This is a genomic window from Kitasatospora azatica KCTC 9699 (assembly GCF_000744785.1).
In the GTDB taxonomy this organism is placed as follows: domain Bacteria; phylum Actinomycetota; class Actinomycetes; order Streptomycetales; family Streptomycetaceae; genus Kitasatospora; species Kitasatospora azatica.
On the sequence record NZ_JQMO01000003.1, the window covers coordinates 4,958,777 to 4,977,093 of the forward strand.

Sequence of the window (18,317 nt, forward strand, 5' to 3'; positions counted from 1 at the left end):
GGATGGTTGACGGTCCGTCAGCCATCCTCGCACGCAGAACCGCTCGGCGTGCCTCGGTTGAGCGGGCTCAGAGCGCCTTGCGTCGCTGCAGCACGGTGAAGGCCGCCCAGCCCGGCAGTACCGGCAGGACCAGGGTGATCAGGCGGTAGAGCACCACCGCGGCCAGCGCCGACGGGTAGCCCAGCCGCGCGGTGCTGGCCAGCAGCGCGGCGGTGGCCGCCTCGACCCCGCCGAGCCCGCCTGGGGTCGGCACCACGTTGCCGATCGTGTTGCCGAGCAGCAGGGCCACCGCGACGGCGGCGAACCGCGGGTGCTCGCCGGTGGCACGCACGCAGCAGTAGAGGGCGGCGACCAGGGTCATCGAGATCAGCACCTGGCCGAGCATGCCGAGGGCGAGGTGCCGCGGATGGTGCAGCAGCTGGCGCAGCCGGGTCAGCGAGCCCTCGGTCAGCGGGCGCAGCTTGGCCAGCGCCCAGCGGCGCAGCCGGGGGATCAACAGCAGTGCCACGGAGAGCAGGGCGACCGCGGCCGTGCAGCCGAGGGTGATGGTGCCGAGGTAGCCGGAGTGGTGGCCGGTCGGCTGGAAGCCGGTGAGCCAGAGGAAGAAGCTCAGCTGCAGCAGGTGCAGGCTGAAGCCGACCAGCTGGCTGGCGCCGACGCTGGAGGCGGCCGGGCCGGGGGCTATCCCCGCGCGCAGCAGCAGCCGGGTGTTGAGCGCCACGCTGCCGAAGCCGCCCGGTGCCACCAGCTTCACGAAGGAGCCGGCCAGCTGCGCCAGCAGGGCCCGGGCGACGCCGATCCGCTCCGGCACGAAGCCGAGGAAGCCCATGGTGGCGGCCGGGTAGCTGGCGGCGGTGGCGAGCAGTGCCAGCACCGACCAGGCCGGGTCCGCGCTCAGCACCAGGCCGACCGGGTCGACCGGGGAGTGGGTGCCCTGGATGTACAGCAGCGCCGCGAAGGCCAGTGCCCCCGCGGTGGTGATCAGCGTGCGCGGCCTCAGCCATCGGGCCGGCCCGGTCTGTGTTATCCCCCTCGTCACGCGTGCATGCTCCCACGGGCACCTTGCATCCCGCTCAACGTTTCGAGTCGCGCAGGCGAGGAGTGTGCGGTCCGCGGTCTCGTGCCCGTTCGGCCGCGCGTGGCATACTCCGGACCGTGACCACCCGCCGAACGCCCCGCACGCTGCGCGCCGCGCTCTTCGCCGCGCTCGCCGTGCCGTTGGCGGCGGCCGGCCAGGTGGTGGTCACCGGACGGCCGTTGCCGATCACCGTGGTGGCCGGCGCCGGTGTGGCGGTCTTCGCCCTCGCGGCGCTGCTGGCCGGTGCCGAGCGCGGGTTCGCGCAGATCGCCGCGCTGCTGCTGCCGGTGGAGCTGCTGCTCAACACCACCTTCAACCTCGGTCAGCAGACCTGTGCCCCGACCCCGGGCCGCCCGCATCCGACCGGCTCGCACGGCCTCGACCTGATGGTCTGTGGTGGCGGCTCGGTCGGTGGCACGGACAGCGCGCTCGCGCTGGCGCCCTGGGTGCTGGAACTGCTGCTGCTCGGGGTCCACGTCGTGGTCACCCTGCTCGCCGCGCTCTGCCTGCGGCTGGCCGAGCTGGCCCTGCTGCGGCTGCCCGAACTGCTCGGCGCGCTGGCCCGGTTGGTGCCGGGTGCGGTGCGCGCGCTGCTGCTGCTCGCCCCGCTGCCGGCCCGGCCGGCGCCCGGCGTGCCGCTGCCCGAGCCGCGGCCCGAGCACGCGCCCACCGAGGACCTGCCGCTCGCGCCGTCCCGTCGCCGGGGTCCGCCGGCGTCGTTCGCGCTCGCCTGCTGACGTCCCGTCCCGCCCGCCGGGGATCGGGAGCACGGCCGGCCTGCGCCGTCGACGCCCACCCCGTAGCGAGACAGCGACGCAGCGGCCGGTCCGGCCGCGGAATCGGACATCCCCATGAGCAACACCAGCAACCTGAACAACAGCAACCTGAACAACAGCAGTCACGAGCAGCGGCAGGCCGCCCGGCGTGAGCGGATGAACGAGGCCCGGCTGCGCGAGCAGCGGGCGCAGACGGTCCGCCGCCGGGTGGTGATCGGCGTCTCGGTCGCGGTGGCCGCGGCGCTGGTCGGCGGCGTGGCGATCGCGATCAACAGCGCGGGCGGCTCGAGCAGCGCCGCCGCTCCCCGGTCCGCGAGCTCGGCCGCCGGCTCCGGCAGCGGCGCCGTCGTGGTCCCGGCGCACGCGCAAGGCAGCGGCACCGACAGCACGGTGATCACCTACGGCAAGCCCGACGCCCCCCACACGCTGGCCGTGTACGAGGACTTCCGCTGCCCGATCTGCAAGAAGTTCGAGGTCGCCAACGGCGCGCTGGTGCAGCAGCTGGCCGACCAGGGCAACTACAAGATCGAGTACCACCTGGCCGCCTTCCTGGACGACAACCTCGGCGGCAAGGGCTCGATCACCGCCCTCGCGGCGGCCGGCGCGGCGCTCAACCAGAGCCCGGACGACTTCAAGAAGTTCCATGACGTGCTCTACGCCAACCAGCCCGACGAGCGCACCGACGGCTTCGGCGACGTCAACCGGATCCTGGACCTGGCCGGGCAGGTCCCCGGGCTCAAGACCGACGCCTTCAGCTCGGCGGTGAAGGACGGCACCTACCTGCCCTGGGCGGAGGGCGTGGCCAAGGCCTTCAACAGCAGCGGGGTCACCGGGACGCCGACCATGAAGCTGGACGGCAAGCAGCTGACCCTCTTCGACAGCAAGGGCACGCCGGTCAGCGCGGACAACTTCAAGCAGCAGGTCGGCGCCCAGTGACCGGCCAGCCGACCGGCCACGGGACCAGTCAAGTGACCAGAGCCTACGGTTGGTTGCTCGCCGTGGCGGGTGCCCTGGGGCTGGCGGCCTCCGCGGTGCTCACGTTCGACAAGCTGCGGCTGCTGGAGAACCCGAACTACATACCCAGCTGCAACATCAACCCGATCATCAGCTGCGGCTCGGTGATGCGCACCGATCAGGCCTCGCTGTTCGGCTTCCCCAACTCGCTGCTGGGGCTGGTCGGTTTCACCGTGGTGCTGGCCACCGCGGCCGGCCTCGCGGCCGGAGCCCGTTACCGGCGCTGGTACTGGCTGGGCCTGCAGGCGGGCAGCCTGCTCGGGGTGGTCCTGGTGCACTGGCTGATCGGCCAGTCCCTGTACTCCATCGGGGCGTTGTGCCCGTACTGCATGGTGGTCTGGGCGGTGACCATCCTGCTCTTCTGGTACACCACGCTGGCCAACCTGCGCACCGGGGTGATCCCGGTCTCCGACCGACTTCAGCCGGTGGTACGGGAGTTGAACCGCTACCACTGGGTGGTGCCGGTGCTCTGGTACGCGGTTATCGCGCTGCTGGTGCTGAACCGGTTCTGGTACTACTGGCAGACCCTGCTCTGAGTGAACACCTTTGATGGCTCCCACCTGCGGGTTTCCAGGCGGGAGCCATCAACTGGTCTGTCCTGGGCCGTCTACGGGCCGTCCGAGCGATCAGCCGGGCCCTTGTAGAGCGCATCGACGGCCCGGCGGGTCCTGTCCGGGCTGCTCGGCATGAGGTGTGTGTAGGTCCGGAGAGTGATCGCGGCGTCGGCGTGTCCCAGGTACTCGCTCAGGGCCTTGATGTTCTCGCCGGCGTCGAGGAGGACAGAGGCGTAGAAGTGCCTGAGCGCGTGCATCCCGTCCCTGGGTGCGCTGGCATACCGCTGCCCTTGCTGCGGGACCGGAATGACGCCGCCGGCCGCCAGCGCGGGCTTCCACAACGAGTCGTTGAACGTCGACCTGCGGAAGGTGCACCCGGCGGCGTCAGTGAAGAGCAGGAGCTTGGTGACTTTGGGACCGTCCCAAGTTCGCCAGGGGAGCGTCACCGCGACGGGAGGGGTGGCGGCGATGTGCTCCTTGAGAATGGCCGCAATGGCCGCCGGCAGGGGTACGTCGCGCACCTTGTCCCCCTTCGGCGGCGCGAAGACCAGCCCTTGCCGAAGAACCTTCGTCTGCGAGACGACACGCAGGATTCCTGCGTCGAAGTCGATGGCGTCGACTGCCAGGCCGAAGATCTCGCCCTGCCGTAGCCCGCAGCCGCTCCCGAGATCCACCATCGGCCGGAGAGCCTGCGGGAGCCCGGCCCGGACCGAGAAGACACGATCGGGGGTCCAGGGGACGACCCGCTCCCGGCGGAACGAAGGCTGGCGGACTGAGCGGGAAGCGCACGGGTTTCGTGGGAGGAAGCCGTCGTCCACGCCGGCGGAGAGCACCGCTCGTACAACCGTGTAGATGATCCCGATGTACGACGCCGCCAGGCCGGATGCCTCCAGCCGCTTGAGCCATTCGCGGATGTGGGCGGGCTGGAACGTCCCCATCGGACGGTTGCCCAGGTAGGGGAGCACATGCAGACGGAGCCGCCTTTCGGTGCCCTCCTGGGTGACGGCGTCCGTAGTCTGCGACGCCAACCACCGCGCGGCATACTCCTGGAACGTCGTGCGGGCGGCTTTGGGGTCGATGTACTGGCCGCGAGCCATGTCGGCTTCGATCTGTGTGAGCCAGTTCTCGGCTTCGCGCTTCTTGCGGTCGGGGAAGGACTTGGACTGTTCGGCGCCGTCGGGGCCGATGTAGCGGGCGCGGTAACGCATGCCGGTGCCGTAGCGGTCGGTCTTCACCCTTCGGCTCTTGCCATCGGGATCGGTCTCGGTCTTGTACCAGCGGTCTTGGACGTGGCCAGCCATGCGGCCGGTCTCCTTTCGGGTTTGGTACGGCGAAGGCCCGCGACGGATGGCGTCGCGGGCCTTCAGGCGGAACTACGCGGCGTCCTGACGCGCCTGGCTGTCCATCCAGGCGAGGACGGAGGCCAGGGTGTACCGAACGTGACGGCCGGCGCGGAAGCCCTCCGGGCCGGTGCGCTTCCGGCGCCACTGGTAGACGGTTTCGACCGAGGGGAGCTTGAGGAAGTCCGCCAGCTCCTCGCAGGTGAGGACGACCAGGCGCGGGTCGGCCAGCCCGTCGCTGAGCAGCGCGGTGTTCTTGGGCATGTCGGCTCCGGTGTTCAGGCGGTGCAGTCCGGGTGGGTGAGGTGTCCGGCGGTGGTGAGAGCGGGGTCCATGGGATGGCCGCAGGTAGCGCAGCGGAGGTGGTAGCCGGAGATTGGCTGCAATTTGCCGTCCGAGCCGTCCGCGCTGTCCGGGGGTGCCTGTTGGTGCTGGTCAGGGACATGCATGCCGTTGGGGGTTGCTGTCCGGGTGCTGTCCGAAGTGCTGTCCGTGCTGTCCGGGGCGGGTGCTGTCGGACAGCACTCACCGGTGGTTCGGACAGCACTGACCGGAGTGCCGTCCGGCGGTCGCCGCAGGTCAGTGGCATGTTCGGACAGCGCGGACGGCTCGGACGGCAAATTGCGGGCCATCTCTGGTGACGCGGTCAGTCGGATGATCCGGTTGCGTCCGCTGTCGCTCTCGCGCGGGGTCTCGAAGCCGACGCCGGCGGCGCGCAGCGCGGGTGCGAAGCGGCGCAGTTGGCTGCCGACCTTGGAGGGGTTCTTGGGCCACTTCGGGTCGTGGCTCTCCGGCGGCGGGAGGAGGTTGAGGAGCTGGGTGGCGGTGCCGGTGAAGGCGCCGTGGGTCTCCACGAAGGCCAGGACGGCGGCGGCGAAGGGGTCGGCTTCGAGCGCTTCGATCGCGACGGTCTCGGAGGACTTGAGGTAGTCGCGCAGGGTGTTCCAGCCCTGGACGTGGTCGACGGCGGCCAGGACGGTGGCGAAGTCGGCCATGCGGGGCTTCTTCGCCAGGTGGACCTCGGGGAGCTGCTTGAGGACCTTGGCGAGCAGGTCGAGCAGGGCGGCGAGGATGGCGGGGCGGGCGGCGGCGTAGACGGCGTCCAGCTCCTCCTCGGTGCGGCGCAGGTGCTCGGGGATGAGCTGGAGTTCCAGCATCATCAGCCGCTCGGCCAGGTCCCCGGCGAGGGCGCCGGCGTCGATGGTGGTCATGGCCAGGACCCGGCGGAACGTCAGCACCACCACGTCGTCGTCGGTGTAGAGGGCGCGGTCCACGATGCCGTCGCCGGTGACCGCTTTGCACAGGGTGTCGGAGAACCACGGCGGGATCGTGGACACGTTGTCCAGGCACAGGGCCCAGGAGTTGAACGCCTGGGTGGCCCAGGTCTTCACGTCCCTGGGCTGGGAGCGCTTGGTGGCGGCGGAGGGGTCGACGAGGTTGATGACCATCTGGGCGGTCTTGGACTTGCCGGTGCCCTGTTCGCCCTTGAACGTCAGTACCGGGTGGGGGATGTGCGGGATCCAGGCGGCGACCAGCCAGGCGATGAGCTGGTGGAACGCGCCGTCGTCCATGTTGAGCAGGCCGCGCAGCTTGGCCAGGCCGTCGCCGTCGCCGGGTTCGGGGGTGGGCATGGGGGACATGGCGCCGGAGCGGCGGAAGTAGACCGGGGAGCGGTCCTGGACGCTCCAGCCTTCGGGGGTGACGAGGACGCAGCGGCCGTCGGCGGTGCCCAGGTCGAGGACGACGTGGTGGGAGTCGCCGGCGACGCGCAGGTGGACGGGGACGGGGTCGGTGGCCGCGGCGATGCCTTCCAGGACGGTCATGGCGTCGGCGAGGGCGGACTGGGAGGCGACCTGGCCTCCGTTGTTCTCGGTGAACTTGCGGGCCAGCTGGGAGCGCAGGCCGGCCTTGCCGCGCAGCGGGAGGACGACGTTGGGGCCGTGGCGGCGTACGCCGTAGGGGCGGCCGTCCTCGGACATGACCAGGTCGTATCCGGCCTTGGCGAGGGACACGACGAGGGCGGCCTGTGAGGGGCCCTTCTCGGCCGCGCTCACCCGCGCACCCCCGCCCGGTCCCGGGCGGCACCCTTGCCGGCGTTGCGGAACACGTGCTGGATCTCCTCCTCGTCCAGGCCGGTCTCCCGTGCGGCGTCGGTGAGTTCGCCCAGTGCGGTGGCGGGGTCGATGCCTGCGGCCAGGGCGGTGCGGGCGGCCCAGTAGAGCCGGTTGTTGCGCTCGCCCCCGGGCGCCTCCCGTACGGTCCGTACGAGGCCGTCCAGGCGCCGCCTCGGCCCTGCTGCGGGCCGCCCGGCGTCCTGCCCGTGCGGTGCGCCCGTGGTGTCGTGGCGGGCCGTCAGGAGGGCGAGGAGTTCGGCGGGGGCGGGGGCGATGGTGCGGGGGTCGGTGCCGGGGGCGAAGGCGTAGCGGCCGAGGGTGCCGGCGCTGCCGGGGCCGACGAGGTAGCCGCCGGTGCCGCGGGTGTCGACGCCGGGGGCGAGCAGCCCGGCGGTGTTCGGGACCACGAAGCGGTCGGGGGCGGTGAGCCAGACGTGCAGGCCGCCGGACTGGGTCGTGACGGCCGCGGTCGGGGGCAGGGCGAAGCCGTGGCGGGCGGTCAGGGCGTGGAAGTTGGCGATGCCGTCGGTGCCGTTCTTGCGGTCGAGGTCGAGGCCGAACAGGTGGTGCGGGGCCTGGCCGCAGGCGATGGCGTATCCGGCCGCCCAGGGGGCGGCGGCGAACATCGCCTTGACCTGCTCGGGGTTGCTGCTGGCGTCGTGGATGCCGTGCCCGAAGGTGCCGCACTGGCCGGTGCACAGGCTGTGGATGTCGTCCTTGTGGGCGGAGGCGATGGCGGGGAGCTTGGAGCGGGTGAGCGGGGCGACCTTGTGGCCGTAGAGGACGGCGGCGGTCAGGGCGTGGGCGCGTGCGGCGGGCCACCAGGGGCCGGGGTGCTGGGCACGGGCGGGGGTTCGGGGCATGCTGGGTGTCTCCTGTCGTGCTCGAGGTACGGGCAGGGGCCTGGGGCAGCCGGATTCGCCGGGAAGCTGTGCGGCTGCCCCGGGGCGCTCCTAGAAGGGCGGCTCCTCGCTGAACCCGCCGCCCGACGGGGCGCCCCAGCTGCTCGCGGCGGGACCGCTGGTGGACCAGGCGTCGCCCGCCGGGCCGCTGTCCGGGCCGGTCGTGCTTCGGGTGGTGCGGTTCACGGTGGCGGTGGCGTAGCGCAGGGATACGGCGATGTCCTCCACGTCGATGCCGTAGCCGGTGCGCTGGACGCCGTCGGCGCTGGTCCACTCGAACTGGCGCAGGGCCCCGGTGACGATGACGCGGGTGCCCTTGGTGAGGGTCTTCTCGGCGTTCTCGGCGAGCCAGCGCCAGGCGGTGCAGCGCAGGAAGAGGGTGTGGCCCTCGCCCCAGCTGGCGGTGTTCTTGTCCCAGTTGCGGGAGTTGGAGGCGATGTTGAACACCAGACGGGCCACGTTGCCGCTGGTGTAGGACAGTTCGGGGTCACGAGTCAGGTTGCCGACCACGGTCAGCACGGTCTCTCCGATGGGCACAGCAGGTCTCCTCAGGCAGCGGGGGTGAGGGTTGCGGGTTCGGGCAGGCGGCCCCAGTGGGTGCCGAGGATCTCGGCCTCGGCCTCGATGGGGACGCCCCGGTAGCTGGTGGTCATGACCTGGGTGAGTAGGTCGCGCACGCGCTCCGCGTCCTGCTCGGGGACCTGGACGATCACCTCGTCGTGGACGAAGAGCCACAGGTTCGCGGCCAGGCCGTGGGCGGTGGCCAGTTCGTGGACGGCGGCCACCAGCAGGTCGCGGGCGGTGGACTGGATCGCGTAGTTGCTGTTGGCGTAGGGGCGCTGCGGGTCCGGGGGGATGCGCCGCCCGGACCCGGTGACCACCACCGGCGCTTCGGCGATGGCCTTCCCGAAGCGGATCACCTCGGGGTAGGTGCGCTGCCAGCGCTGGATCACCTGGCGGGCCACCGCGATCGGCACCCCGGTCTGCTCGGCCAGGGCCTTGGCGCCGCCGCCGTAGATGGTGCCGAAGGTGGCCCGTTTGCCGACGGTGCGCTGCTCCTTGGTGAAGCCGGGCCCGTACATCAGCTCTGCGGTGGCGTCGTGGATGTCGACCCCGGAGGCGATGACCCGCATCAGCGTGGCGTCGCGGGACAGGGCCGCGGCCACCCGGACTTCGACGGCGGCAAAGTCGCAGCCGACCAGCACGTGGCCCACCTCGGCGCGGAAGCAGTGCCGCAGCCGGCTGTCGTGCTTCTTGAGGGTCTGCAACGCCGGGCCGGTGATGGACATGCGGCCGGTGCGGGCCCGCAGCGTCTTGACCTGCGGGTGCACCCGGCTCTGGGCGTCGGCCGCGGCGAGGAAGGAGCGCAGGTTGGTGCGGATGTTGGTGGTGGCGGCCATCGCCCGCCGGGCCGCCAGCATCGCCGCCCCCTCCTCGGTGATGGCCGCGGTCCCGGCCTCCAGTTCCTTCGCCAGCTGGGCCAGGGTCTCGGCCGTGGCCTGCGGCTGGCCCTTGGCGGTGCGCGGCAGCTCGGTGCCGGTGACCTGGCCGGCCAGCCAGTGCGCGAACCTGGGGCTGTTGCCCGGGAAGCCCAGCTCCCGCTCGATCGCCCCGGCGGCCTGCTCGAACTCCCCCTGCACCTCGTCCAGCAGGCGCTCGGTGTAGGGGCGGTCAAGCAGCAGGCCGCGCACCGTGATGCCGGTGGCCTGGGCGGCCAGCCACTGCTCCATGCGCACCAGGTGCGAGAACGGCGCGCACTCGGCCAGCAGGATGGGCAGCAGCCGGCGCACGTAGATGGCGTCCAGCCCGGCGTACACGGTGTAGGCCTCGTCCGTGGACGGGATGTGGTTCCAGCCCCAGGTCAGCGCGTTGTTCCCGGCCCGCTGACCGGTCGGGGCGAGCTGGCGCATCCGCTCGTACAGGGCCTGTTGGGCGGTGACCAGGCCGTCATCCAGGTAACGGAGCGACAGATCCTTGAGGCCGTGGCCGGCGCGCTCGTCCGGCTGGACCAGCTTGGACAGCAGGTGGGTGTCCACCACCCGCTGCCCGAGCGCGATCCCGAACGCCGACCAGACGGCCAGCACGTCGTAGTTGGTGTGGGTGGTGAACCGCCGCTCCGAATCGGCCAGCACGGCCGCGATGGCCTGGCGCTGGGCGGGGACGAGCGGGTTGAGGACCCACGCGGCGGTCGGGGTGCCGAACTGGACCAGCCGCAGGCCGGCGTCCGGGCCGAAGTGGCCCGGCCCGCCGTCCACGATCGCCCGGCCCTCCACGTCCAGCCCCAGCACCGGGTCAGAACGGGCGAACGCGGCGAAGGCCTCCCGGTCGAAGTCGCCCTCCCCGGAAGGGGCGTGGACGGTCATGGTGTACCCGGAGTAGGTGCGGGCGTGGGTGGCCACAGGCTGTCTCCCTAGGATTCATTCGCTTCCTGCTGCTATGCCTGGGCCGGCTGCGGCGGCTCTCGTCCTCGCCAACTGCTGTAAGGCCCATGGCGGTTCGGGTGAGTTCGTTGCTGCATGACGGCTACGCTTGGGTCAGGCTTGGGAGAGGCGGGGCAGTGAAGCAGCAATTCTCGGAGTACTACAGTCCGTCGGACGAGGAATACAAGGCGTTTCTTCAAGAGGGGATTATTTCCCTGGATGCAAACGTCCTTCTCAGTCCGTACAGGGTCGACCGAGAAGCGCGGGGGCAGATCTTCGAGCTTCTGGAGGTCGTCGCAGATAGGTTGTGGGTCACCTATCAGGCGGCCTGGGAGTTTTTCCAGAACAGGCCATCCGTCCTGGCAGGCGAGGACAAGGTCTACCAGAAGCTTCAAGCTCCTCTGGCGACAGCGAAAACGCAACTCGAAGCCCATATGGCCACGATTAAGCACCACCCCGTGGTCTCGTCAGCTGACTGCCAAGACATTCTCCGCTCAATGGATGCGATCATTGAGAAGGTGAATCGCCTCAGCGGAGAGAAGGACAGCAAGCTTGAGGACGCCCTCCGCACCGACCCGATTCTTGAGAAATGGGAGCGGCTCCTAGAGGGTCGGGTCGCCGACCGTCCACCCCTGGCGGAGCTTGAGGAATTCAAGGAGGAAGCTGACAAGCGCCTCAGGGAGGGGGTCCCTCCGGGAAACCGAGACGAGAAGAAGGACGAGAACGGCAATGGGGACGCTGTCCTCTGGCTTCAGCTGCTCCGCCGAGCCAAAGAGCAGAACAAGCCCGTCCTGCTGATCACCAATGACACCAAGGACGACTGGTACAGGCGACACGGAGGCAAGACCTTGGGGCCGAGAGTAGAACTCGTCCGGGAGATGATGGATGGCGCCGGAGTTCCCTACTACCAGCAGCCCCTCCCGAGCTTCATCCGGCGCGCGGGCTCTACTCTGCATAAACCCGTATCCGAGAAGACAGTCACTCAGGCGCGCCATTCAAGCCCCCAGGAAGCAGCCCGGCACTACGAAAACGCAGTGTGGCATGTCATTGCCGACCTTCACGGATCAGGCCAGCTGGTCATGGTCTCGAAGCAAGCCCATGACAATGGGACTGACCTACTCGCAGCGGGGCGAAGCGGGATCACTGTTGGCATTGATATCTGCTATATCACCCCCGGGCGGAAAGGTTCATCGGCCTATGTTCACCAGCTGCTCGGGAAGGCCGCCGTCGGCCCTGTGAATTCGATCCTAATTATCTCCAACGAGGCCCCCACCCAAAAGGCAATTTCGCTTCTGGGCGACGGAATTCCGAATCGCCCAGTGGCCCAATGGATCACGTGGGATCCATTGGAGCCATCGGAGATCCTGGCGATGCAGATCCTAATGCGAATGGATCGCTCACAGGTACAGATCAATCGACAGTGGCCGTGGCGCCAGAGGCCGGTCTGACTGGCGACATGGTGTGCAATCCCACAGTGTCACTGCGGGATGTCGCAGCTGGTGCACTGCCACAGCAGCGGGACCGCAGGAAGGCGCATCGGCCGGCGGCAGCGCGGGCACGGCAGCGGAGCGGGCGGGGGCAGCAGGCGGGCCAGCCAGCCGTAGCCGTCGCCGGCCACTGCGGCGTCGAAGGCCACGATGCTCGCCGCCTGGTACGGCACCGCCCCGGGCGTCTCGTCCGGGGTGGTGGGGGTGAACAGGGCTTCCTGTCCGATCAGTTCGGTCATCGTGTGTCTCCTTCGCGGCGGGGGTATCGGCCGGCGCGGGGAGGATGGTGACGAGGGTGCGCAGGTTCATGCCGCCCGCGCGCCTGGGGCTGGTGCCGGGGCCTCCGGTGCCGTCGGAGGCGGTGGGCGTGGGCAGCAGCACCGGCTCGGGCGGGTCGGCGCCCCGGGCCGCCCGGCCGCCGCGGGTGCGGCGGGCGGGCTTGCGCGGGGTGAGTTCGTAGGCGTGGCCGGCGCGGAGCATGCCGGTGCGCGGCCAGCTGGCCGGGGCCGCGGTCCAGCCGGGCGGGTTGGTGCGGCGCCAGGCGCGCCACGTTTGGGTGGCGCGGTCGAGGGAGGCGAACAGCCGCAGCCGCGCGCCCTGCTCGCCGGGCACTGCGGGTCTGGTCACGCCGCCTCCGCGCCGGTCTGGGTGTGGGTGGTGGTGTGGGCTTCGAGGAGCAGGCCGTAGGCGTGGTGGGCCTGCTGGGGGACGGCGCCGTTGCCGATGATCCGCAGTTCCTCCCGGCGCGGGAGGCCCAGGCCGGTGACGCGGCCGGGGTCGATGCCCATCATCCATTCGGCGAACGCGGAGGCCAGGCGCCGGTTGCCGCGGGTTCCGGGCTCGGTGGGGCACGGCGCCGGATGCCCGGTGACGTGCTCCCAGCGGCGGATCGCGGGCCCGTAGTCGGTGCCGTCCAGGGCCACCCACCGCTCGTCCAGGCGCACGGCCTGGCCGGGCAGGTAGTAGCGCCCGGAGGCGTCGCGCTGGTTCGGTCCGCCGTTGGGCCCGTCCGAGGCCTTCGGGGTCGGCAGCAGGTTCACTGCGACCTCGTTCAGCGGACGGGAGTTGACGCCCAGCAGGTTCGACGCGCCCGACTTCCAGTCCCGGGCCGCAGGCGTGGGCAGCAGGCTCACTCCCACGGCGCGGTCGGGAGCAGGAACACCGCCTCGTCCTCCAAGGTCGGGCCGTGCCCGCCCGCCTTGCGCTTGTCCGGGTGCTGCGGTCCACCGTTCACGCCAAGCTGCGAGGTCGGCGTCTTGAGCAGCGGGATACGCGACGGCGAACCAGCGGTCCCGCGGGTGCGGGGCGCCGACCTCGGGGTCACCAGCTCGAAGGCATGTCCACCGCGCGTCATACCCGAGCGCGGCCAGGTCCGCGGCGACGACGTCCAGCCCGCGGGAGCGGATCGCCGCCACGTTCTCCAGGAACACGAGGCGCGGTCGAAGGACGCGAACAGCCTCAGCGACGTTCTTCCAGATCCCCGAGCGCTTGCCACCGATGCCCACCCTTCGTCCGGCGTTGCTGATGTCCGTGCACGGGAACCCCGACGCCAGCACCTCGGGCGCGAACTCCTCGCGCACCCGGTGCCAGTCGGTGCGGGTGATGTCCCCCAGATTCGGCACCCCCGGGTGGTGCGCGGAGAAGGCCTGGGCGGCGAACGGGTCGTTCTCGGCGAAGGCCACGACCTGGCCGCCCAGGCCGGCGCGGACCGCGATCTCCAGCCCGCCGTACCCGGAGCACAGCGACAGCAGCCGCGGCCCGCCGCCCAGCAGCGCGAGGCCGGCGGGGGCCGGGTTGGCGTTCACCGGGCACCGCCGGCGGCCAGTTCGTTGACCGCCTTGGCCTGGGTGTTGACCAGGTCCACCAGGGTGTGGACGGCCTCCTTGGCCTGGGCGATCAGCTCGGCGCCCTGGGTGGTCGTCGGGCGGGGAAGGAGGTCCTCCGGGACCGGGACGACGATGGCCGCGGTGAGCAGCAGCGCGGGCCGCCCCCGCAGCTCCTCCGGCTCGATCAGATCGGTGAACCGGCCGTCGTCGCAGTACGTCCGCTGCTGCCACCAGTCCGAGAACTCGACCCTGGGGCGGTTGGCCAGGACGCGGTGTCGCAGCGGCACGTCGATGCTCAGCAGCAGCTCGCCGTCGTCGGTGAACGTCGTGTAGATGCCGTCCACGTCGGGGCGCAGGCGCACGTAGCCGGGGGCCATGACGGGGCTGGTGGCGATCCGCCAGGCAACGGCGGCGAAGTGCCCCGGGGGCAGCGGCTCGCCGTCCAGGACGAAGTCCCGGCGGTGCTGGGCCAGGTAGTTGCCGTAGCGCTTGCGGGCGTACTCGTCGCACAGGGCGAGCGTGTGCGAGGTGAACTCGGTCATGCGGACTCCCTCCACGGGTCGGGGTGATGCCGGGTCAGGCCTTCTCGACCTCGTCGTTGAAGAACTTGTAGGTCTGGGTGCTGTCCGGGCCGTCGAGTCCGGCGATGGTGACCCCGTCGGCGGTGGGGGTGACGACGGTGCCGGTCTGGCCGACGAACGTGCGGTCGCCGGGGTCGGCGTACAGGTTCTGGGTGATGCGGACGGTGTCGTTCTTCTTGAACATGGCTTTCTCCTTGGCGAGTTGATCAGGCGGTGGCGAGGGTGGGGGTGAGCAGGTTCTCGATGCGGTAGGCCTCGTCCTCGTCGCGGGCGACGGACGCGTTGTGGTCGGCGAGCCAGCGGCGGGACTGCTTGCCGAGGCCGAGGTGGTGCCGGTTGCGGGCAAGTGCGGCGTTGGCGACGGCGGGGCGGCCCATCTGCACGGCGTGGGCGAATTCGTGGACCAGGGTGGGCATGACCTGGTCGTCCTCGCGCATGGCCTCGGTGTGCAGCAGGACCAGCACGCGCCCGTCGTGGGTGGGCAGGGTCATGCCGGTGGCGATGTGGGCGGTGCTGCGCATCTGCTCGCCCTGCCACAGCTGGCGCCACAGGCGCGGGGTGCCGCCGGTGGCCTCCACGACGGCGGGGCCGAAGTCCCCGGCGCCGGCGAGCCGCACGAGGGTGTCCGGCATCCGCTCGCGCATGTGCCGCTGCACCGCGTCGGCGGCGCCGGTCAGCAGGGGTTCGATGCGGCGGCGCAGCGAGCGCGGGCCGACGGTGTCGAGGGTGACGCTCAATCCGGTCAACTCCTTTAGCTGGATTCAGTGGTGGGCGCGGGCGGCGGCGATGTCGAGCTGGCGGTGGACCTCGGCCGCGGTGCGGCCGTCGGCGTCGTTCCACTCGTCCACCGAGCGGGCGCCGGGCTGGAGCCGGCGGAACTGCTCCATGAGGCAGGCGCGGGCGCGCATGGCGGTGGCCTCGGTGCCGTATCCGGCCTGCACGACGGCGAGTTGGGCGCCGAGGATGCAGCGGCGCCCCTGCGGGTCCCAGAGCAGGCCCTGGCACCAGCCGTGGACGGTGAGGTAGCGGGAGACCAGGCGCAGGTGGGTGGCCGCGTCGATCGGCACCGGGGCCGGCGCCCGCTTGCGCAGCCGGTCCAGTGCGGTCGGCTGCGGCCGGGTCATGCCGAGGTCCCACTGGACGGGGGCCTGGCCGAGCGCGCAGATCACCGGGACGGGGTAGCGGGGCGAACTGGGTTGGGCGGCGAGGTACTTCTCGATCTCGCGGACCAGCTGGCCGCCGTCGGCGACGAATGAGAGGTCCGGCAGGCCGAGCAGGGCGGCGGTGCGGGTGGCGGTCATGGTCGGGTTCCTCTCGTTCAGTGCAGGCCGGGCAGGGCGTGGAAGAGGGCGGTCATCGTGCTGCGGACGGCGGGGGCTATGCCGGTCGAGGCGAGGTAGAACCCGAACAGCGCGGCCACCACGGCGCCGCCGGGCTTGGCGGCGCCGAAGCGCAGCATGAGTACCAGGACGGTGCCGAACAGGACGGCGGCGGAGATGGTGAGGACCACGGGCGGACTCCTCTCCCGAGAAGGCGGTTTGGGGTGGTTTGGGGCGGCTCTGGACCGCCGCCAGGGCGCCGCCTGGCGTGGATCGCCGCAGGTCAGCGCATTGCCGACCGCCGCCGGACCCCCGCCAGAGGTGGCGGCGGACTGGGTTTCGCGGCGGGGGTCGGCGGCGGTCCCGACACGGGGTGCGGGGCTGTGACCTGCGGCTTTCCAGGGGCGGCGGCGGTGTGGCGGCGGTCTAAACCGGGGCAGAACGGACTGTCAGGCGGCGTTGTCGAGGGCCGCGGCGGCGGCGCGCAGGTCGGCCAGGGTGTAGCCCATGGGCCGCGATCCGTCGGGCAGGGTGAGGCGGGTCTGGTCGATCTCGACCCCGAGGTTCACCAGTTCGTTCTTGAGGGCCTTGGCCGCGCGGGACTGCCAGGCGTTGGCGGTCTCGCGCTCGGTGCGGGCGTACCGGTCGGGGTCGGTCTCGGCGAACCGGGCCACCAGGTCGAGCACGGCGATGGCGCCGCCGGCCTCCTCGGCGGCCTGGACCATGCGGTCCAGCACGGTGCGGTGGGCGACGGTGCCGAAGCCGTCGGGGCCGCCGGCCGCGGCGCTGACCCCGGTGGTGCGGGCCATCGCGGTCTCGACCGGGTCCGGGTAGTGGCCGGGCAGGCACCCGGCCTCGGTCCGAAGCTCCACCCCGCGCTCGATCAGCGGCAGGATCTCCCCGGCCCCCTCGTCAATGAAGAGGCTGCGGGTCTCGATGACGCCGGTGTCGGGGGTGGTCAGCCAGTTGCGGCCCCGGCTGGTCTTCTCGATCGGGATCTTCGAGGCGTCGTAGCCCTGGCCCACCATGCCGTCCCCGAGCACCACGTTCGAGGCGCCGGGGGACTCCACGCGCATGGCCATGCGCGCGGCCAGGTTGCCGCGAAGCCGCGGGGTCACGATCTCCGAGTCCGGGTACTGGGTGGCCAGCGCCAGCACGATCCCCACCGCCGCGCCGACGGCGGCGAGCTGCGCGAGCAGCTCCGTGATCTCCTCCGCGTACTTGCCGGACGGGCCGTTCTTGGCGGTGTAGGTGGCGAGTTCGTCGATGATGACCAGCTCGATCCCGCCGAGCCTGTCGATCAGCTTCTCGTTCGCCTTGGAGAGCCCGGCCTCCACCAGGATCTCGGTGCGGCGGTTCATCTCCTCCACCATCAGCCGCAGGAACTGGACCAGCCGCTTGGGGTTGCGGCGCACGAACGTGGCCAGCACCCGGGCGTGGGGGACGTACTCGCCGGCGCCCTTGCCGTCGAACAGCCGGATCCGCACCCGCGGGTCGAGCAGCGCGGCGGCCAGCAGGTTGGCCAGGCCCATGCCCTTGCCGGAGCGGGTGGCGCCGGCGAACAGGAACGAGTAGTCCGACAGGGTCGGCTTGATGATGTTCCCGCGCTTGTCGAAGGCGAGCGGGAACCCGTCGCGCCAGGTGTTCACGGACTTGGCGTTACCGGCGACCAGGGGGTTGCGGCGGGTGGCCAGGAACGGGTCCTGCCCGCACGCCCAGATTGCCATCCGTCGGCCGTTGGAGCCGACCTGGCGGATGTCCAGGTTGGTGCGGTCGATGCCCATCGGGCTGGCGATCTCGTCCACCGCCGCTTTGGCCTTCTTGACCGTCACCCCGTCGGGGAGGTCGATGACGGCGTGCCAGGCGTTGGGCACCGCCGGGTCGATCGCGCACGGCGTCACCATCGACAGCCGCTGGTTCTCGCCGATGACTTTGGCGGCCTTGAACGCCCGGTCCAGCATCGACTCGGTCATCGGGTCGCCGTCCGACAGCGAGCGCACATCCGCGTCCCAGACCGTCTCCCGGTCGGGGCGGCGGCCCAGGAACGCCTCGAAGGCGAGCACCGCCCCCATGCCCAGCCACAGCCCGGCGCCGCCGAACGCGACGTAGACGGTGAGCACGACCGCAAGGGGCAGGCCGTAGGCGACCAGGGCGCGGGCGAAGCGGACCCGGCGCCGGTTGGACTTGGCCCTCTTGTGCGCGGCCACCGCCGCCACCGAGGCGGCCACCGCGGCCTCGGCCTGCTTGTTCGCCACCGCCCGGTCGCCGGGCAGCAGCGTGAACCGCGCCCGGCGGGTCAGGTCCCTGGCCTCCCGGGCGGAGATCAGCGCCTGGTTCGCCGCGGCCTGGACGTGGACGCCCTCGAACCCGGCCACCCACTGGCCCGAGCGCCGTATCCCCCGCCCCGCCTGGGCCAGGTGGCCGCGGGTCGTGGTCTGCCGGGCGAGCCAGCGCCGCACCGCCCGCCGCAACTGGACGGCGTTCGCCCTGGCCATCGTCCGGCGGCCGTCACGGGTGCGGAGCCACGCCGGGATCAGCGGCCGGTCCCCGGCCAGGTCCGCCAGGCGGCTCTTGGCCACCACCTTCGGCGCCTCGGTCGGCGGGTCGAGGTCGGCGGTGCCGCGGCTGTCCGCCAGGTACACCGAGCCTTCGCCGACCGGCTCGACCTGGGCCTCCTCGACCGGTGAGGGAGCGGGCTCCGGCTCGGTGTCGGGCTTGGCGAAGCGGTCGGGGAAGGGGAGCACCTCCCCGCCCGGCTCGCCGTCGCCGTCGATGGGTCCGTGCGGCCAGTCCGGCATGCGGTCGGCCGGGGTGTCGTCGTGGTTCACTGAGGGTCCTTCCATGCAGCTCAACGAGGTTGGGTCGTGCTGGTTGGGGAACCCGGGGCGGCCGTCGTGCCGGCAAGC

The 18,317-nt window shown here is 71.5% G+C and carries 19 protein-coding genes; 4 read left to right on the forward strand and 15 right to left on the reverse strand.

All coding sequences use genetic code 11. The features are described 5' to 3' along the window. Positions 1 to 67: 67 nt before the first annotated feature. A complete protein-coding gene (locus tag BR98_RS32715; RefSeq protein WP_051970643.1) occupies positions 68 to 1,039 on the reverse strand; it encodes a lysylphosphatidylglycerol synthase transmembrane domain-containing protein in 972 nt (323 codons plus the stop codon). A gap of 116 nt (positions 1,040 to 1,155) precedes the next feature. On the opposite strand from BR98_RS32715, the gene BR98_RS32720 reads away from it, so the two are divergent. The 3 genes from BR98_RS32720 to BR98_RS32730 all read left to right on the forward strand — a co-directional run bounded on the left by BR98_RS32720 (position 1,156) and on the right by BR98_RS32730 (position 3,404). Then, positions 1,156 to 1,815: a hypothetical protein gene (locus BR98_RS32720; protein ID WP_035850648.1), complete on the forward strand. Its 660-nt coding sequence runs from the start codon at positions 1,156 to 1,158 to the stop codon at positions 1,813 to 1,815. A gap of 114 nt (positions 1,816 to 1,929) precedes the next feature. Continuing rightward, the gene (locus tag BR98_RS32725) at positions 1,930 to 2,790 is read left to right on the forward strand and encodes a DsbA family protein (RefSeq protein WP_051970645.1); all 861 of its coding nucleotides are present in this window, start codon (positions 1,930 to 1,932) and stop codon (positions 2,788 to 2,790) included. A 32-nt stretch (positions 2,791 to 2,822) separates the two neighbouring features. Continuing rightward, entirely contained in the window at positions 2,823 to 3,404 is a 582-nt protein-coding gene (locus BR98_RS32730) for a vitamin K epoxide reductase family protein (RefSeq protein ID WP_035854621.1), read from the forward strand. A 71-nt stretch (positions 3,405 to 3,475) separates the two neighbouring features. Here BR98_RS32730 and BR98_RS32735 read toward each other — a convergent pair whose 3' ends face one another. From BR98_RS32735 to BR98_RS32760, 6 genes are all read right to left on the reverse strand, one after another. Further along, on the reverse strand, positions 3,476 to 4,723 hold the full coding sequence (locus BR98_RS32735; RefSeq protein ID WP_035850649.1) for a tyrosine-type recombinase/integrase: 1,248 nt from the start codon (positions 4,721 to 4,723) through the stop codon (positions 3,476 to 3,478). A 72-nt stretch (positions 4,724 to 4,795) separates the two neighbouring features. Beyond that, complete coding sequence (locus BR98_RS32740; protein WP_035850652.1) at positions 4,796 to 5,026, reverse strand: helix-turn-helix transcriptional regulator; 231 nt, start codon at positions 5,024 to 5,026, stop codon at positions 4,796 to 4,798. A 14-nt stretch (positions 5,027 to 5,040) separates the two neighbouring features. After that, positions 5,041 to 6,816 carry a hypothetical protein gene (locus BR98_RS32745; RefSeq protein WP_063774874.1) on the reverse strand — a complete coding sequence of 592 codons (1,776 nt, stop codon included), beginning with the start codon at positions 6,814 to 6,816 and terminating at the stop codon, positions 5,041 to 5,043. Further along, entirely contained in the window at positions 6,813 to 7,739 is a 927-nt protein-coding gene (locus tag BR98_RS42180) for a bifunctional DNA primase/polymerase (protein ID WP_051970647.1), read from the reverse strand. Before BR98_RS42180 ends, BR98_RS32745 begins: the two co-directional genes overlap by 4 nt. 90 nt (positions 7,740 to 7,829) lie before the next feature. Then, entirely contained in the window at positions 7,830 to 8,315 is a 486-nt protein-coding gene (gene ssb / locus BR98_RS32755) for a single-stranded DNA-binding protein (protein WP_083977264.1), read from the reverse strand. Positions 8,316 to 8,326: 11 nt separating this feature from the next. Then, on the reverse strand, positions 8,327 to 10,177 hold the full coding sequence (locus BR98_RS32760; RefSeq protein ID WP_035850654.1) for a DNA polymerase: 1,851 nt from the start codon (positions 10,175 to 10,177) through the stop codon (positions 8,327 to 8,329). A gap of 158 nt (positions 10,178 to 10,335) precedes the next feature. Here BR98_RS32760 and BR98_RS32765 point away from each other — a divergent pair, with 158 nt between their 5' ends. Further along, positions 10,336 to 11,646: a PIN-like domain-containing protein gene (locus BR98_RS32765; protein WP_035850657.1), complete on the forward strand. Its 1,311-nt coding sequence runs from the start codon at positions 10,336 to 10,338 to the stop codon at positions 11,644 to 11,646. Positions 11,647 to 11,675: 29 nt separating this feature from the next. Here the strand turns inward: BR98_RS32765 and BR98_RS32770 are convergent, their stop codons facing one another. The 8 genes from BR98_RS32770 to BR98_RS32805 form a co-directional block, all read right to left on the reverse strand. Then, the gene (locus BR98_RS32770; RefSeq protein WP_035850659.1) at positions 11,676 to 11,924 is read right to left on the reverse strand and encodes a hypothetical protein; all 249 of its coding nucleotides are present in this window, start codon (positions 11,922 to 11,924) and stop codon (positions 11,676 to 11,678) included. A 384-nt stretch (positions 11,925 to 12,308) separates the two neighbouring features. Next, on the reverse strand, positions 12,309 to 13,490 hold the full coding sequence (locus tag BR98_RS32775; protein ID WP_232247778.1) for a DNA cytosine methyltransferase: 1,182 nt from the start codon (positions 13,488 to 13,490) through the stop codon (positions 12,309 to 12,311). Continuing rightward, positions 13,487 to 14,053 carry a hypothetical protein gene (locus BR98_RS32780; RefSeq protein ID WP_051970649.1) on the reverse strand — a complete coding sequence of 189 codons (567 nt, stop codon included), beginning with the start codon at positions 14,051 to 14,053 and terminating at the stop codon, positions 13,487 to 13,489. Before BR98_RS32780 ends, BR98_RS32775 begins: the two co-directional genes overlap by 4 nt. A gap of 34 nt (positions 14,054 to 14,087) precedes the next feature. Further along, positions 14,088 to 14,276 carry a hypothetical protein gene (locus BR98_RS32785; protein ID WP_035850661.1) on the reverse strand — a complete coding sequence of 63 codons (189 nt, stop codon included), beginning with the start codon at positions 14,274 to 14,276 and terminating at the stop codon, positions 14,088 to 14,090. 22 nt (positions 14,277 to 14,298) lie between these two features. Then, positions 14,299 to 14,829: a hypothetical protein gene (locus BR98_RS32790; protein ID WP_035850662.1), complete on the reverse strand. Its 531-nt coding sequence runs from the start codon at positions 14,827 to 14,829 to the stop codon at positions 14,299 to 14,301. Between the two features lie 24 nt (positions 14,830 to 14,853). Further along, positions 14,854 to 15,393, reverse strand: coding sequence for a DUF6197 family protein (locus BR98_RS36795; RefSeq protein WP_051970650.1), 540 nt, complete (start codon positions 15,391 to 15,393; stop codon positions 14,854 to 14,856). Positions 15,394 to 15,410: 17 nt separating this feature from the next. After that, on the reverse strand, positions 15,411 to 15,602 hold the full coding sequence (locus BR98_RS32800) for a hypothetical protein (protein WP_035850664.1): 192 nt from the start codon (positions 15,600 to 15,602) through the stop codon (positions 15,411 to 15,413). A 258-nt stretch (positions 15,603 to 15,860) separates the two neighbouring features. Continuing rightward, a complete protein-coding gene (locus tag BR98_RS32805) occupies positions 15,861 to 18,239 on the reverse strand; it encodes an FtsK/SpoIIIE domain-containing protein (protein ID WP_035850666.1) in 2,379 nt (792 codons plus the stop codon). Between the last annotated feature and the right edge of the window lie 78 nt (positions 18,240 to 18,317).